Origin of the sequence: Blattabacterium cuenoti (assembly GCF_014251235.1) — a bacterium.
GTDB classification, from domain to species: domain Bacteria; phylum Bacteroidota; class Bacteroidia; order Flavobacteriales; family Blattabacteriaceae; genus Blattabacterium; species Blattabacterium cuenoti_AF.
In genome coordinates, this window is sequence record NZ_CP059181.1 from 330467 (window position 1) to 348796 (window position 18330).

An 18330-nucleotide genomic window follows, 5' to 3' on the forward strand; every position below is an offset into this window, starting at 1 on the left:
TTAATAATATTTTCTAATCATTAAGTCTATAAAAATATCAAATAAAAATTCAGTGTCTGTAGGGCCACCTGATGCTTCTGGATGAAATTGCACTGAAAAAAAAGGTTTATCATCATGAATGATTCCTTCACAAGTTTCATCATTTAAATTTTTAAAAAAAATTTTCCATTTTTTAAAAAAAAGATTTTTAGGATCTAAAACATAACCATGATTTTGTGATGTTATAAAATTTTTTCCCGTTTTTAGTAAAATAACTGGTTGATTATGTCCTCGATGTGCATATTTCAATTTATAAGTATCTCCTCCTGCAGAAAGTCCTAGAAGTTGATTTCCTAAACAAATTCCAAATATAGGTTTTTCTTTTTTCATGTAAAGACGAAGATGAAGTATAGTTTTTTCATAAATTTTTGGATTTCCAGGACCATTAGAAATAACTAAACCATCATATTCTTCCTTTGTAAAATCATAATCCCATGGAACTATTGTTACACTGCAATTTCTTCGTAAAAAAGAACGTAAAATATTATTTTTTAAACCTAAATCTACAAGTACAATTTTATATTTTCCTTTTCCATGTAACATTTTTTTCTTGACAGAAACTTTTTTAGAGAGATTCTCTTTATTGGGATTATAAAAGGAAATATCCTTTTTTTCTATTAATATCTTACCTAACAGAGAACCTCCATTTACTCTAAGTTTTTTTGCAATAAACCTAGTATCTACCCCATATACTCCTGGTACGCCATAATTTTTTAACCAATCGGATAAGGAAATATGCATATTCCAATGAGAAGGACGGTTACAATAATAAGAAATAATAATTCCTGATACTTGAATTCTATCTGACTCATAAAACTTATGTATATCATTTTCCTTATAAGGATGAGGTATTCCATAATTCCCTATGATAGGATAAGTATAAGTCAAAATTTGACCATTGTAAGATGGATCCGTTAAGCTTTCTGTATAACCAACCATAGCCGTATTAAATACTACTTCTCCCGAAGAAGAAATTGGTGCTCCAAAGTTATAACCTTGACACTTCGTTCCATCTTCAAAAAGTATCGTAGCCTTTCTTGTTTTTTTCATTTTTTTCTATGTATTCTAAGGCTTTTTTCAATTTTGATATAAATAATCTTATATGATCACTATTAATGATTAATGGAGGAAGTAATCTTAAAATATTTGAATTATTAGATGAACCTACAAACACTTTTTCCTTATAACATAAAATATGTTTTAAATAATGAATAGGAAAATCAAATTCCAAACCTAACATAAGTCCTCTTCCACTTATTTTTTTAATCTTAGGAATCATACGTAACTCTTTCATAAGAAGGCTTCCCATTCTTTTTGCATTTTTTATCAAATTTTCTTTTCTCATAACCTCTAAAACTGTAATAGCAGCTGTACAAGCAAGATGGCTTCCTCCAAACGTCGTTCCTAACATTCCATAATAAGGTCTAAATTTAGGATGGATAATTACTCCTCCTATAGGAAATCCATTTCCCATTCCTTTAGCAATAGTAATTAAATCTGGTTTTACCGAATAAAATTGATGAGAAAAAAATAATCCAGTTCTTCCATATCCACTTTGAATTTCATCAATAATAAAAATTGTATTGTATTTTCTGCATAATTTCCAGGCATTATGAAAAAAATTTACACCAGGATCTATTATTCCAGATACTCCTTGTATTCCCTCCGTAATTACAGCACAAATATCCCCTTTTTTTAATTCATTTTCTAAAAGTTTAGTATCACTATAATTGATAAATATAGTTTCATGTTTAGTATTAAAAGGGGCTACAATTTTATAGTTATCTGTAACGGATACACTCCCACTCGTCCTTCCATGAAAAGCTCCTTTAAAAGAAATAACTTTTTTTTTACCTGTATGAAATGATGCTATTTTAAGAGCATTTTCATTAGATTCTGTGCCAGAATTACAAAGAAATAAAGAATATTCTTCATATCCTGAAAGAACTCCAAGTATTTCAGCTAATTTTTTCTGTTGAGAAATCAAAATACTATTGGAATAATAACAAATTTTATGAATTTGTTCTGTTAATGATTTTACATAATATGGATGAGTATGACCAATGGAAATAACGGCATGTCCTCCATAAAAATCTAGATATTTATATCCTTTTTTATCAAAAACATAAACTCCTTCACTTTTAATTAATTCTATATTATTTATGGGGTAAACTTCAAATAAATTCATATTAAAAACAGATAGATTTTAATTTTAATCCACATTTTTCATCCAAATTAAACATAAGGTTCATATTCTGTATAGCTTGACCAGATGCTCCTTTGATAAGATTATCTATTATACTAGTTATAATTAATTGATCCTTTTCTTTAAAAAGATGCAAAATACATTTATTAGTATTGATTACTTGTTTTAAATCTATCTCTTGATCAGAAATTTCCACAAAAGGATGATTTTGATAATAATTTTCAAAAATTTCCTTATTCTCTTTCAGAGAAACATTAGAAAATGTATATAAAGTGACCATGATCCCTCTAGTAAAATTACCTCTATAAGGAATCATATAAATATCCGAAGAAAAACTTTTTTGAAGTTGATGAATTGTTTGTTTAATTTCGTGTAAATGTTGGTGTTTAAATATTTTATAAGTAGAAATGTTATTATTTCTCCAACTAAATTGATTAGTTTCCGTCATCTCCTTTCCTGATCCTGTAGAACCTGTTATTGCACTAATATGTATATTCTTTTTTAAGAATCCTTTTTTTGCTAAAGGAATGACAGATAATAAAATTGCCGTAGCATAACATCCAGGATTTGCAATATTATTAGATGTAGAAATAATTTCTTTATATAATTCTGGTAATCCATAAATAAATTTTCTTTGTCTAAATGTGGATTCATTAACCAATCTAAAATCCTGACTAAGATCAATTATTTTTACAGTTTCTGATATGTTATTTAGTTCTTTTCTGGATCTTCCATGCCCTGAACAAAGAAAAACAATATCAATATCTTTACTTAAAGAATCGGAATACCTCACATCACCTATTTCTCCTAATAAATCTTTATGGGTACAATGGATCAACTTACCTGGTTTACTTCTACTTACCACATTTTTTATGCTTGCTTTTGGATGATAGATTATTAATCTAATTAATTCTCCTGCTGTAAACCCTGTTCCTCCTATAATACCTATTTTTATCATTTTTCTTCTTTACTTTTTGTTATTTTATGATAGATTTTCATTTGATTACTAAGAATTTTAGTAAAACCTTTAACATCATCTGCTGTCCAAGCATTATTCATTTCTCCATATTGAGCCATTTTAGAATTCATTAAATCAAATTTAGACTTAATGCCTACTAAATGAAATCTATAAGGAGATAAGATGACCTCTACAGTTCCTGTTAATCTTTCTTGTGTACTACTTAAGAATGTTTCTATATTACGCATGACAGGATCTAAATATTGAGCCTCATGAAGTAACATTCCATACCAATTCGACAATTGTTCTTTCCAATATAGTTGCCATTTTGTAAGAATATGTTTTTCTAAAAGATGATGAGCTTTAATAATGATCATAGCTGCAGATGCTTCAAAAGCAACTCTACCTTTTATCCCTAAAATAGTATCTCCTATATGCATCCCTCTTCCTATTGCGAATTGAGAAGCTATTTTCTCAATTTTTACTATATTTTTTATAACATCTTCTTTTTTTCTATTAACACCTATTAATTCTCCTTTTTTAAATTCTAATTCTAGTTTTTCACTTCCTTTTTTACTTAATTTTTTTGTATATGCTTTTTCTGGTAATTCTTCGTATGAAGTAAGTGTTTCATTTCCACAAATACTAGTTCCCCAAATTCCTTTATTAATAGAATATTTTGCCTTATCCCAACAGGTATATATTCCGTTATTTCTCAAATATTCTATTTCTTCTTTTCTTGAAATTTTTAAATCTCTTATAGGAGATATGGTAATTTTTTCTGGACAAATAATTTGAAAAGCTATATCAAATCTAATTTGATCATTTCCTGCCCCAGTACTTCCATGAGCTATGGCTTTTGCTTTAATATTGTTTGAATATTTTGCAATTTGAATAGCTTGAAAAATTCTTTCTGAGCTAGCTGAAAGTGGATAAGTATTGTTTTTCAGTATATTTCCAAATATAAGATATTTGATACAATTTTGATAATATTCTTCTATAGCATTAATAGTTTTATGAGACTTAGCTCCTAGATTTAATGCTCTATCTTGTATATCTTTCAGTTCGTTTTTCTGAAATCCTCCTGTATTAATGATAACTGTATGAACTTCATATCCCTTTTTAATTAAATATTTTAAACAATAAGACGTATCCAATCCTCCACTATAAGCAAGAACAATTTTATCTCCATAATCTAATAAATCTATATTTTTTTTCTTCATCTTTTCATTTTCCTTTTTAGATGAAGGTTTGAACAAAAGACCAGTACAAAGACACATTTTTCTTTTATTTTTCTTCAAAATATCAAAATTAGCACAACTTTTACATCCTTTCCAAAAATCTTCTGATTGAGGAAGCTCACTAAAAGTAACAGGTTTAAATCCAAGTTTTGTATTAATCTTAATAACTGGATGACTTGTTGTTATACTAAAAATTTTAGAATTTGGAAATTTTCTTCTGGAAAGCTTAAATATTTCTATTTTAAGATTTTTTGCTAATCCTTGTTTCCTAAATTCAGGAAAAACAATCAAACCTGAATTCACTACAAACTCTTTTTTTTGATAAAAGTCAAGGTAACTAAATCCTGCTATCTTACCATTGAAAAAAGCAATAACAGCATTTCCATGTGTTATTTTTGATTTAATATACTCTGGATCCTTTTTCGAAATTCCTGTTCCTCTAATTTTTGCTGATTCTTGTATCTTTTTGCAAATCAAGGAAGCATATTTTGTATCTCCATCATGAGAAACCCTAACTTCTATTTTCATTTTCTAAAAAAAAAAGTACTATAAAAAAAATTTTACAAATAAATGACGATTCATAATGTTTTTTTTTATCACTTTACTTTAAAATTTTTATTTACTTATGCTACTATAATAAGAACAAAGTTAAGCCTTTTTAAAGATTCATTTTATATTACATATGAATACTTGGAATTTTTGAAATCAAACGAAATTCTAATCCTTTTACCTTTTCTAATTTTTTCAAAAATATAGAACTAATATCCAATTTATATTTTTTAGATTCAAAAAAAGAATGATTGATTTTCTCATTTTTTTTATCATCATAAAGAAGAATATGAATTTGCGTATCTCCTATTTGTTGAGAAAAAAGTCTATCAATTTCATTAATCATTGAGTTATTTAAATTTTTTATATTGATTTTTATTATCAATTTATGAGATAAATTCTTTAAAACGTTTTGCATATTTTCTATATGAAAAATATGGATTTGATTATTTTTATATTTGGATTTATAAATCGAAAAACTTATATACAAAAGACTATTTTTTAATAAAAAATGCTCATATTTTAAATACTGTTGTCCATATAGACAAAATTCTTTAGATGAATGATCATCCTCTAATAAAAATAGACCATATTTTTTTCCACTTTTTATAAAAACTTTTTTTTCTATTTTTGATAGAATACCGCATATACAAATTTTTTTTCCTATCAGTTTGAATTCATTTTTATTTAGCTGATCAATAGAGATATTGGTAAAAAATTTTCTCTCATAAAAAAAATCATCTAATGGATGGGAAGAGACGTAAATACCTAATACTTCTCTTTCTTTGGATAATTTATATATATTACTCCATGGTTTTTTTTCTTCAGAAAGAAGAATAGGTTTTTCTATCTTAGTATTTTTAGATAAATTCTTTTTTTTATATTTTAATCCGAATCGAATAATTTTTTCTATATTATTTTGATTATTCTTTTCATCAAAATAAAAATAATTATCTCTGGATATACAGAAAAGATCCAATGAACCAGATAATACTAAACATTCTAAAGTCTTTTTATTCACTATACGTAAGTCAATTCGTTTTACCATATCAAAAATAGAAGTAAATGGACCATTTTTTTCTCTTTCATTAATAATTTCTTTCACTGCATTTTTTCCAACACCTTTGATCCCTCTCATTCCAAATCTAATACAATTCAGATTTTTTTTTACTTTGAAAAAAGCATCACTGTCATTAATGTCTGGACTTATCACAAGAATTTTCATACGTTTACATTCATTTATAAATGATGTAAGTTCTTTAATATTATCCATATTGTTACTTAAAACAGATGCCATATATTCATATGGATAATGAACCTTCAGATAAGCAGTTTGAAATGCTATATAAGCATAACATGTTGCATGAGATTTATTAAAAGCATAACAAGAGAAATATTCCCAATCTTTCCATATTTTTTCTAATATTTTTTTCGGATATCCTTTTATAATAGCCTGATCTATGAATTTATTTTTCATTTTATTTAATACTTCCTTTTGTTTTTTTCCCATTGCAATTCTGAGAAAATCTGCTTCACTTTTACTAAAACCTGCAATTTTCTGGGAAATTAACATGACCTGTTCCTGATATATGGTTATTCCATAAGTTTCTTTTAAAAATTCTTCCATTTCTGGAAGATCATATTTTATAGTTTCTTTTCCATGTTTTCTATTAATAAAATTTGGAAGATACTGTAATGGTCCAGGTCTATATAGAGCTGTCATTGCTATTAATTCATCAAATTTATCAGGTTTCAGTAAACGTAAATATTTTTGCATTCCTGTAGATTCATATTGAAAAACGGCTATTGTTTCTCCTTTTTTAAATAAAGAATAAGTTTTTTCATCATCCAAAGGAAAAGTGAACTTTTTATTACTACTATTATTATTAGTATTATATTTTCTAATTAAATTTAAAGTGTCTTTAATAATGGTTAAAGTTTTTAATCCTAAAAAGTCCATTTTTAATAATCCAACTTTTTCTACAACATTGTTATCAAATTGAGTTAATAATAAATCGGATTCTTTTGAAATAGATACCGGTATATATTTTTTTATATCACATGGACTTATAATAATCCCACAAGCATGTATTCCTGTACTTCTTATAGATCCTTCTATAGTTTTTGCATGTTGTAAAACTTTGCTATCAAGAGTTTTATTATCTAAAATGTTTCTTAATTTTTCTATATTTTCTATATCTATTTTTCTTAACTTATCCGAAAGAAAATTTTTTTCTTTCGATAAAATTTTTTTCAACGATAAATTAGGTGTCATCTTAGCAAGATGATCCGTTCTTTTTAAAGATAAATTCAATACTCTAGCTGTATCACGTATAGCAGATTTTGCTCCCATAGTAGCATACGTTATAATTTGAGCAACTTGATTTTTTCCATATTTTTGAACAACCCATTCAATAATCTTTTCACGTCCTCTATCATCAAAATCAATATCTATGTCTGGTAAGGATATTCTATCTGGATTTAAAAATCTTTCAAAAAGAAGATTATATTTGATTGGATCTATATCTGTAATTCCTATACAATAGGCTACAACAGATCCAGCGACAGAACCTCTTCCAGGCCCAACTGATATATTCATTTTTCTAGCTTGACTAATAAAATTATGAACAATCAAAAAATAACCAGGATATCCAATTTTTTCTATGGTTTTTAATTCAAAATGTATTCTTTCTTTAATATCCTTTGTGATATTTTGATAACGTTTTTTAGCTCCTTCATATGTAATAATTTTCAGAAATTGGTTTTCTCCCCTATCTCCTCCATCTATTTTATCCATTTTATTTTCAAATAATCTTGGTATTTGAAATTTTGGAAGTAATATTTTTTTCGATAAACTATATGTTTCTACTTTATTAATTAATTCTTCTAAAGAGTCAAATGCTTCCGGTATATCTGAAAAAATATCCTTCATTTGTTCAGAACTCTTGAAATAAAATTCATGATTAGGGAAACCAAATCTATAACCTCTACCTTTACCTATAGGCGTTTCTTTTTTTTCTCCATTTTTTACACAAAGTAAAATATCATGAGCATAAGCGTCTTTTTGATCCAAATAAAAAGTGTTGTTTTGTACTATATATTTTACATGATGTTTATCAGATAATTCTAACAATGTATTATTTACATAATCTTCTTCATCTAATCCATGACGTAATAATTCTATGTAAAAATCATCTCCAAAAAGTTCTTTCCACCATAAAAAAACTTTTTCTGCTTTTCTTTTACCTTTACTAAGAATTATCTGTGGTATTTCTGCATAAATATCTCCTGTTAAAGCTATCAAATTTTGATGATGTTTTTCTATCAAATTTTTTCCAATTCTAGGTATTCCCGCATAAAAACCTTCTGTATAACCAAGAGAACAAAGTTTGGATAAATTGTGATATCCATTTTTATTTTTGGATAATAAAACTTGAGAATAACGTTTGTCTGGTTGTTCTTTAGTAAATTTTTTTTGTAAATAAGATTCTGAAATAAAAATTTCACATCCTATAATTCCTTTAATAGATTTTTTTGATGAAGAATATTTTTTATTTGCATAATGAATAGCATTTAAAAAATGAAAAGACCCCATCATATTTCCACAATCCGTTATGCCTAAAGCAGGCATATCGTAAAATATAGCTCTATCTATCATAGATTTAATATTCATAGTAGAATAGAGAATAGAGAAAGAAGTATGATTATGAATATGAGAATATTTTTTTTTTTTCAAATTATCATTTTCATCATGAGAATTCCTCTTTTTATCTATCCTTTTTTTTATTTTTATTTTATTAGAAGAATAAGGAATCTCAAAAGAGACAAAAGAATTGGAAATCATAGATTTATGTGTACTTCTAAATACTGAAAGTATATTTTCTTTATCTATACCAATATCATTTTTTGATATAATTCCTAGACGTATAAGTTCTAAAAAACAACGAGATGTAGCTTTTACATCATTTGCCGCATTATGTAAATAAGGAAGAGAAACTCCAAATAATTTATGATATAATTCGGATAATGTAGGCCATTTAAATTTTTTTCTTATTCCAGGTAATTTACAATAATTGACAGAAAGCTCTTTTGTATCTAGTATCTTTTTTTTTTCAAAGTCAATTCTTTTTTTTAATCTAAAAAATTCACAATTTATAACTTTGATATCAAATTCCAAATTATGCCCTATTATATATTCTGATTTATCGATAGTTTTTTGAAACTCAGTTAATACAAAATCTAAGTTTTTCCCTTCTTTATCGGCTATTTCATTAGTTATTCCATGAATTATAAATGAATTAAAAGGAATATCATATTCATCTGGTTTTATAATAAAATTTTTGAATTCTATTAAATTTCCTAGTATGTCATGACTTTGCCATGCTATCTGTACAACTCTTGGCCAATTTTCTGTGTTTTTTATGGGTAAATGGTAGTTCTGAGGTAATCCTGTAGTCTCGGTATCGAAAATAAAATACATTTTTTTTATTTTAAAAATCTTAAAATAAGTTATTCCTTTTATTTTTTATAAACTTAATTTTTTAACTCAATCTTAAGAAAAAATTTATATGATGAAAAATTATTAGTTTTGTATTTAAGAGGATTATTAAGATTTGTTAAATCCTATATTTTCCTATTCATCTTTTCCAAATAAAGGATCTTAATCTTAATCAACAAATTTTAAATAAATATTATGTCTAATCTAACAGAAGAAACAAAAGAAAAAGAAGAAATAAAAAATGAAGGTAAAAACAAAGATCGTCTTACAATATTAAATGATGATCATTCAAAAATAAAAAGTTTCGATTGGACGGAATATGAAAAGGATTTCAATCATGACCTTCAAGAAGATAGAAAAAAACTAGAAAAAATTTACACAGAAAAATTTCCTAAAATACATGAATTAGAAATATATCAGGGAACAATAACTCTTATTACAAATAAAAATATTATCGTAGATATTGGTTTTAAAGCAGAAGGGGCTATTCCTCTTAGTGAATTTAAAGAAGAAACATCCTTTAAAATAGGAGATAAAATTGATGTAATGATAGTAAAGATGGATTACAGAGGAGAATGTATTTTTTCATATCAAAAAGCAAAAATACTAAAAAATTGGCAAAAAATTAATGAATCTTATGAAAAAGGTGAAGTTATTCTAGGATATGTTGCAGCAAGAACAAAAGGGGGTTTAATTGTAGAGATTTTTGAAATCGAATGCTTTTTGCCTGGATCCCATATTAATGTAAAACCTGTTAGAGATTATGATACTTATGTTGGAAAAACTATGGAAGTTAAAATTGTTAAAATCAATCAAAAAACTAATAATGTAGTAGTTTCACATAAAGTGTTGATAGAAAGAGATATAGAGGAGCAAAAAAAAGAAATGATATCTAAACTAGATAAAGGTCAAGTTTTAGAAGGAAAAATTAAAAATATTCTTCCTTATGGAGCTTTTGTTGACTTAGGAGGAGTAGATGCTTTATTACATATTACAGATATGAGCTGGCCTCATATCAGTCATCCAACAGAAGTTGTTCAATTAGAACAAGAATTGAAGTTCGTCGTTTTAGGTGTAGATAAAGAAAAAAACAGAGTTCAATTAGGATTAAAACAATTGCAACCTCATCCTTGGAATTCTTTAGATGAGAATTTAAAAGTAGGAAGTAAAATTAAAGGAAAAGTTAGTGTTTTAGCCGATTACGGAGCATTTATTGAAATAATACCAGGAGTAGAAGCTTTGCTTCATATAAGTGAAATGTCTTGGTCTTCGGATCTATCTTCTGCACAAGATTTTGTACATGTAGGAGAAGTATTAGAGGCCCTTATATTAACAATAGATCGTGAAGAAAGAAAGATGTCTTTAAGTGTTAGACAATTAACTAACGATCCATGGTTGGATATTCAGAACAAATATCCAATAGGATCAAAGCATAAAGGTGTTGTTCGAAAGTTTACGAATTTTGGAGTTCTTTTAGAATTAGAGAAAGGAATATCTGGCTTTATTTATACAAATGATCTTTCATGGACTAAAAGAATTAAACAACCTTCAGGTTTTTGTAACTTAAATGATAAACTAGAAGTAATCATATTATCTATAGATACTCAAACTAGAAGATTAATCTTAGGTCATAAACAATTAACAAATAATCCATGGGATAAATATGACAAAATTTATCAAACAGGAAGCATCCATGATGGAAAAATTATTAATTTTTTTGAAAAAGGAGCAACCATTAAATTTATTAATTCAATGATTGATGAGGAAATAGAAGCTTTTGCTCCATTGCGATTTTTGGAAAAAAAAGATGGTAGTATCCTGAAAAAAGGAGAAAAAAGTAATTTTAAGATTATTGAATTTAACAAAGAAAATAAAAAAATTATTGTTTCTCATACTTCCATTTATAAAGATTCTCAGAAAAAAGAATTTCGTAATAAAAAATTTGAAAAATCAACTTTTGGAGATATTGCTGGGTTAGCGAGACTAAAGGAAAAAATAGAAAAGGAAAAAAAATAAAAAAAAGAGATGGAGACACACCCTATCGCAGAAAAAGAAGGATGGAAAGTAGGAAAAGATATACCTGTTTGGGCTAATAATGAATTGTATTTAACTACAATTAAAGGTGGTTATTTATTGGATGGTGAAAAACCTATTGAAGCATACAAGAGATTATCTAATAATGCTTCTAGGATACTTAAAAAACCAAAAATAGAAAAAAAATTTTTTGAAATATTATGGAATGGATGGCTCATTCCTTCTACTCCTGTTATGGTTAATCTTGGAACGGAGAAAGGTTTACCGATAAGCTGTTTTTCTGGAAGAATTGGAGATAGCATGTATGAAATATACAGAAAAAATTTAGAGATGTCTATTTTAAGCAAACATGGAGGAGGAACGTCTTATGATTTTAGTCTTATTCGTCCTATCGAAAGTCCTATAAAAAAAGGAATTTTAGGTACCTCTGATGGAATTATACCTTTTATTAAATCTTATGACAGTACTATCATTGCAAGTAAACAAGGAAGAACAAGAAGAGGGGCTGTTGCTATTTATTTAAACATAAAACACAAAGAATATCCGGATTTTTTAAGAATAAGAGAACCAAAAGGTGATATTAATAGACAATGTCATAATATACATCAGGGGGTTATCCTTTCTAATTCTTTTATGGAAAAAGTCTTAATAAAAAATGGAAAAGAAAGATGTCTATGGATCAATACGCTAAAGGAACGTGTTAAAACAGGAGAACCATACTTATTTTTTCGAGATAACGCAAATAGAAATCTTCCAGAAAATTGGACAAAAAACGGATTGAAAATACATCATAGTAATCTTTGTTCAGAAATTATGTTACCTACAGATGAAAATCATACTTTGGTCTGTTGTCTGTCTTCTTTAAATTTGTATAAGTATTTTGAATGGAAAAATACTAAAACCGTTTTTTATTCTGTCTTATTTCTTGATGCTGTTTTGCAAGAATTTATTGACAAAGGTAAAAATATAAAGGGAATAGAAGATGCTGTAAATTTTGCGAAAAAAAGCAGAGCTTTAGGTTTAGGAGCTTTAGGCTGGCATTCTTATTTACAGTCTAGATTAATTCCTTTTATTTCTAAAAAATCTGAAACATTAACTCATAATATATTTAAAAAAATTCAGTTTGAATCTAAAAAAGCTACTCAATATTTAGCTAAAGAATATGGAGAATCTGAATGGAATAAAGGAACAGGAAGAAGAAATTTAACTTTGATGGCTATAGCTCCAAATAGAAGTTCTGCTAAATTAGCAGGAGGTTTATCTCAAGGAATAGAACCAATAGCTGCTAATATTTATGTAGATGACGATGCAAAAGGCATGCATATTAGGAAAAATCCATTTTTGGAAAAAGTTTTGATAAAAAACGGTTATAACCTACCAGAAGTATGGGAACAAATAGCTAATGAAAAAGGATCTTGTCTTAGCCTCATAAAAGGTCTTAGCGATAACGAAAGAAACGTTTTCCGATGTTTTAAAGAAATAGATCAATTAGAATTAATTAAACAAGCTAGTATACGACAGAGATACCTTGATCAAGGTCAAAGCATTAATCTTTCTTTTCATCAAAATGCTCCCGCTAAATTTATAAATAAAGTACATTTAGAAGCTTGGAAAATAGGATTAAAAAGTTTGTATTATTATAGAAGTGAGAGTATATTACGAGCAGATAATACAAGAAAAAGAGATTTATACTCCGAATGTTTATTTTAAATTTTAAAAAAAAAAAAAAAGGGCAGCGACTTACTCTCCCAGATTATTCCAGTACCATCAGCGCTAATGTGTTTAACTTCTCTGTTCGGAATGGTAAGAGGTGATCCACATTGCTATAACCACCCTTCATAAAAATTATTATCTTATATCGATGTAATCGATAATCAAATTAATTAAAAAACATAACATACATATATATAAAAATAAGGAAAAAGCTTACGGGTAATTAGTACTACTCAGCTTTGATATTACTATCTTTACACTTGTAGCCTATCTACGTTGTAATCTTCAACGACCCTTAAAAGAAGCCTAATCTTGTGGGGAGCTTCGCACTTATATGCTTTCAGTGCTTATCTCTTCCGAACTTAGCTACTCAGCGTTGCACCTGGCGATACAACTGATACACCAGAGGTTCGTCCGATTCGGTCCTCTCGTACTAGAATCAGCTCCACTCAAGCTTCTAACGCTCACAATAGATAGAGACCGAACTGTCTCACGACGTTCTGAACCCAGCTCGCGTGCCACTTTAATGGGCGAACAGCCCAACCCTTGGGACCTTCTCCAGCCCCAGGATGTGACGAGCCGACATCGAGGTGCCGAACCTCCCCGTCGATATGAGCTCTTGGGGGAGACTAGCCTGTTATCCCCGGAGTACCTTTTATCCTTTGAGCGATGGCCCTTCCATTCGGAACCACCGGATCACTATGCCCTACTTTCGTACCTGATCGACTTGTCAGTCTCACAGTCAAGCACCCTTATGCCATTACACTCTACACACGATTACCAAACGTGTTGAGGGTACCTTTGGAAGCCTCCGTTACTTTTTTGGAGGCGACCACCCCAGTCAAACTACCCACCACGCAATGTCCTCTATATTATATATATAGAGTTAGATTTCAAATAGAAAAAGGGTGGTATTTCAAGGTTGATTCCATACCGCCTAGCGACAATACTTCTTCATCTCCCACCTATCCTACACATTTTCTAATCAAAATCAATACGAAGCTATAGTAAAGGTTCACAGGGTCTTTTCGTCCCATTGCGAGTAATCGGCATCTTCACCGATATTACAATTTCACCGAGCTCACGGCCGAGACAGTTTCCAGATCGTTACACCATTCGTGCAGGTCGGAACTTACCCGACAAGGAATTTCGCTACCTTAGGACCGTTATAGTTACGGCCGCCGTTTACTGGGGCTTCAGTCAAAAGCTTTGCTATAAATAGCTAACCTCTTTCTTTAACCTTCCAGTACTGGGCAGGTGTCAGACCCTATACGTCATTTTTCAATTTAGCAGAGTCCTGTGTTTTTGATAAACAGTCGCCTGGATATTTTCACTGCGACCTTCTTATAAGGAAGGCAACCTTTATCCCGAAGTTACAGGTCATTTTTGCCTAGTTCCTTAGCCGTGAATCACTCGAGCACCTTAGGATTCTCTCCTTAACTACCTGTGTCGGTTTTGGTACGGATCTCTTTTATCTGAAGCTTAGAGGCTTTTCTTGGAAGTTCTTACCTGTACTATCCACTCGCCCGAAGGTTTGCGGTACTATCATAGATCAGCAAAATATACGGATTTTCCTATATATTTTATACCTAGCTATTTTAACGTACACTTCCGTCCGTACGCGACAGTTTCATTCCTTCGTCCCCCCTATCGCAATAAAAGAAAGTACCGGAATATTAACCGGTTATCCATCGACTACATCCATCGATTATATCTTAGGTTCCGACTAACCCTCAGTTGATTAACATAGCTGAGGAACCCTTAGTTTTTCGGTGTGCGGGTTTCTCTCCCGCATTATCGTTACTTATACCTACATTTTCTTTTGTAATTACTCCACTATATTTCACAATATAACTTCTGCGTTATTACAATGCTCCCCTACCGATTTTTTTAATCCCATAGTTTCGGCGATATATTTATGCCCGATTATTATCCACGCTTAATCACTCGACTAGTGAGCTGTTACGCACTCTTTAAATGAATAGCTGCTTCCAAGCTAACATCCTAGCTGTCTAAGTGATTAAACTTCGTTTGTTCAACTTAATATATACTTAGGGGCCTTAACTGATGGTCTGGGTTGTTCCCCTCTCGGACATGGACCTTAGCACCCATGCCCTCACTACCGTGAAACATAATAACAGAATTCGGAGTTTGTCAGGATTTAGTAGGTGATGAAACCCCTTTATCCAATCAGTAGCTCTACCTCTGTTATACTTTACACGATGCTGCACCTAAATGCATTTCGGGGAGTACGAGCTATCTCCGAGTTTGATTGGCCTTTCACCCCTATCCACAAGTCATCCGAAGACTTTTCAACGTCAACCGGTTCGGTCCTCCACTATGTGTTACCACAGTTTCAACCTGCTCATGGATAGATCACTCGGTTTCGCGTCTAATTCTTCCGACTTAATGCCCTATTCAGACTCGCTTTCGCTATGGCTCCATAGCTGAACTATTTAACCTTGCCGGAAAAATTAACTCGTAGGTTCATTATGCAAAAGGCACGTCGTCACCTCACGAAGAGGCTCCGACAGCTTGTAGGCGTATGGTTTCAGGATCTATTTCACCCTTCTATTCGAAGTACTTTTCACCTTTCCCTCACGGTACTAGTTCACTATCGGTCTCTGAGTAGTATTTAGCCTTACCGGATGGTCCCGGCAGATTCAGACAAGATTTCCCGTGTCCCGTCCTAATCAGGTTACTACATTAGGTCAACTTTCTATTTTGTATACAGGATTATCACCTTCTATGATTGGTTTTTCCAAACCATTCTACTATAAAAAAAAGACTTTATTATTGTAGACCTACAACCCCTTTACAGTCTCAAGGAACTATAAAAGTTTAGGCTGTTCCATTTTCGCTCGCCACTACTAACGGAATCACTTTTGTTTTCTTTTCCTCTAGATACTTAGATGTTTCAGTTCTCTAGGTTTACTTTACTTTATCAAAAAGTAATATCATAATATTATTTATGATAGGTTTCCCCATTCGGAAATCTGCGGATCAATTTGTATGTGCCAATCCCCGCAGCTTATCGCAGCTTATCACGTCCTTCTTCGCCTCTCAGAGCCTAGGCATCCACCATACGCCCTTATTTAGCTTTTTTCCCTAAAAATTTATTTTAGTATGTTATGTTATGTCAAAGATCTTTAAATAAAAATGGAGAATATCGGAGTCGAACCGATGACCTCCTGCTTGCAAAGCAGGCGCTCTATCCAACTGAGCTAATCCCCCCCCTTCTTTTTCTCAAATTGTTTTATATATACTATTTAAGTATTATTATATCTTCTTAATTAATTATATAGTCTCGCGCGGAATTGAACCGCGGACCTCTACATTATCAGTGTAGCGCTCTAACCAACTGAGCTACGAGACTGAACATGTAAATGAAACATGATCTATAATTAATTAGATAGATATTTTATTTTAATAAAAAGAAAACTTCTAACCCTGATACTTCAGATTTTTTTTGTAAAAAACTCCGAAAAAAGAGATATTCCAGCCGCACCTTCCGGTACGGCTACCTTGTTACGACTTAGCCCCAGTTATCGATTTTACCTTAAGCAGTTCCTTTTACGGTCACCGATTTCAGGTCCCCCCGACTTCCATGGCTTGACGGGCGGTGTGTACAAGGCCCGGGAACATATTCACCGCATCATGGCTGATATGCGATTACTAGCGATTCCAACTTCATGGAGTCGAGTTGCAGACTCCAATCCGAACTGAGATCGGCTTTTAGAGATTAGCTTTTGATTGCTCAGTAGCAAAACCCTTTGTACCGACCATTGTAGCACGTGTGTAGCCCAAGGTATGAGAGCCGTGATGATTTGACGTCATCCCCACCTTCCTCACGACTTACGTCGGCAGTCTTGTTAGAGTCCCCGACTTTACTCGCTGGCAACTAACAATAAGGGTTGCGCTCGTTGAGGGACTTAACCCAACACCTCACGGCACGAGCTGACGACAACCATGCAGCATCTTGTACTCCGTCCGAAGACTAAACTATTTCTAGCTTATTCGTAGTACATTTAAACCTTGGTAAGGTTCCTCGCGTATCATCGAATTAAACCACATGCTCCACCGCTTGTGCGGGCCCCCGTCAATTCCTTTGAGTTTCAGCCTTGCGGCCGTACTCCCCAGGTGGATCACTTATCACTTTCGCTTAGCCGCTGAATGAAAATCCAACAACTAGTGATCATCGTTTACGGCGTGGACTACCAGGGTATCTAATCCTGTTTGCTCCCCACGCTTTCGTGCCTCAGCGTCAGTATAGACTTAGTAACCTGCTTTCGCGATCGGTGTTCTGTGTAATATCTATGCATTTCACCGCTACACTACACATTCCAGCTACTCCAATCTCACTCAAGTTGATCAGTATCAATAGCAATTTTAACAGTTAAGCTGCAACATTTCACTACTGACTTAATAAACCGCCTACGCACCCTTTAAACCCAATAAATCCGGATAACGCTTGTGTCCTCCGTATTACCGCGGCTGCTGGCACGGAGTTTGCCGACACTTATTCGTATGGTACCTTCATAATTTTTATCTCGTAAAAATCTTTATTTCCAATACAAAAGCAGTTTACAACCCGTAAGGCCTTCCTCCTGCACGCGGCGTGGCTGGTTCAGAGTTTCCTCCATTGACCAATATTCCTCACTGCTGCCTCCCGTAGGAGTCTGGTCCGTATCTCAGTACCAGTGTGGGGGATCACCCTCTCAGGCCCCCTACCGATCATTGTCTTTGTAGGCTTTTACCCTACCAACTAACTAATCGGACGCACGCCTATCTTTTGCCGCATTTCTGCTTTAATAATATAGTCATGCAACTTAATTATACTATAGAACATTAATCTAAGTTTCCTTAGGCTATTTTCTTGCAAAAGGTAAGTTACGTACGTGTTACGCACCCGTTCGCCGGTCGCCATCAAAAACTATTATAGAATAATAATTTCCATGTTGCCCCTCGACTTGCATGTGTTAAGCCCGCCGCTAGCGTTCATCCTGAGCCAGGATCAAACTCTCCGTTGTGTATTAATTATATAAAAATGTCAAATACGCAATTATAAAAACCCGTTAAGAACCAGGAATTA

The 18330-nt window shown here is 31.2% G+C and carries 7 protein-coding genes, 2 tRNA genes and 3 rRNA genes; 2 read left to right on the forward strand and 10 right to left on the reverse strand.

What is annotated here, in order from left to right:
• The 5 genes from carA to dnaE all read right to left on the reverse strand — a co-directional run bounded on the left by carA (nucleotide 1) and on the right by dnaE (nucleotide 9473).
• Nucleotides 1-1089 (reverse strand): glutamine-hydrolyzing carbamoyl-phosphate synthase small subunit, encoded by a 1089-nt coding sequence (carA, locus tag H0H78_RS01550; RefSeq protein WP_185850757.1) that lies wholly within the window; start codon nucleotides 1087-1089, stop codon nucleotides 1-3.
• Nucleotides 1055-2227 carry an aspartate aminotransferase family protein gene (locus H0H78_RS01555; RefSeq protein WP_185850758.1) on the reverse strand — a complete coding sequence of 391 codons (1173 nt, stop codon included), beginning with the start codon at nucleotides 2225-2227 and terminating at the stop codon, nucleotides 1055-1057. Before H0H78_RS01555 ends, carA begins: the two co-directional genes overlap by 35 nt.
• Before the next feature lies 1 nt (nucleotide 2228).
• On the reverse strand, nucleotides 2229-3203 hold the full coding sequence (gene argC, locus H0H78_RS01560; protein WP_185850759.1) for an N-acetyl-gamma-glutamyl-phosphate reductase: 975 nt from the start codon (nucleotides 3201-3203) through the stop codon (nucleotides 2229-2231).
• Nucleotides 3200-4972, reverse strand: coding sequence for a GNAT family N-acetyltransferase (locus tag H0H78_RS01565; RefSeq protein WP_185850760.1), 1773 nt, complete (start codon nucleotides 4970-4972; stop codon nucleotides 3200-3202). The genes argC and H0H78_RS01565 overlap by 4 nt, the downstream gene beginning before the upstream one ends.
• A 148-nt stretch (nucleotides 4973-5120) precedes the next feature.
• Nucleotides 5121-9473 (reverse strand): DNA polymerase III subunit alpha, encoded by a 4353-nt coding sequence (gene dnaE, locus H0H78_RS01570; protein ID WP_185850761.1) that lies wholly within the window; start codon nucleotides 9471-9473, stop codon nucleotides 5121-5123.
• A 213-nt stretch (nucleotides 9474-9686) separates the two neighbouring features.
• Between dnaE and rpsA the strand changes: the two genes are divergently transcribed.
• Nucleotides 9687-11507, forward strand: coding sequence for a 30S ribosomal protein S1 (gene rpsA / locus H0H78_RS01575; protein ID WP_185850762.1), 1821 nt, complete (start codon nucleotides 9687-9689; stop codon nucleotides 11505-11507).
• 9 nt (nucleotides 11508-11516) lie between these two features.
• Complete coding sequence (locus tag H0H78_RS01580; protein WP_185850763.1) at nucleotides 11517-13235, forward strand: ribonucleoside-diphosphate reductase subunit alpha; 1719 nt, start codon at nucleotides 11517-11519, stop codon at nucleotides 13233-13235.
• 17 nt (nucleotides 13236-13252) lie between these two features.
• Here H0H78_RS01580 and rrf read toward each other — a convergent pair.
• The 5 genes from rrf to H0H78_RS01605 form a co-directional block, all read right to left on the reverse strand.
• A 5S ribosomal RNA gene (gene rrf, locus H0H78_RS01585) occupies nucleotides 13253-13362 on the reverse strand.
• Nucleotides 13363-13442: 80 nt separating this feature from the next.
• Nucleotides 13443-16343: ribosomal RNA gene (locus tag H0H78_RS01590) — 23S ribosomal RNA — on the reverse strand.
• 55 nt (nucleotides 16344-16398) lie between these two features.
• A tRNA-Ala gene (locus H0H78_RS01595) sits at nucleotides 16399-16472 on the reverse strand.
• A 68-nt stretch (nucleotides 16473-16540) separates the two neighbouring features.
• Nucleotides 16541-16614 (reverse strand) — tRNA-Ile (locus tag H0H78_RS01600).
• 110 nt (nucleotides 16615-16724) lie between these two features.
• Nucleotides 16725-18268: ribosomal RNA gene (locus tag H0H78_RS01605) — 16S ribosomal RNA — on the reverse strand.
• The 16S, 23S and 5S rRNA genes sit together here with 2 tRNA genes alongside, the layout of an rRNA operon.
• Nucleotides 18269-18330 lie beyond the last annotated feature (62 nt).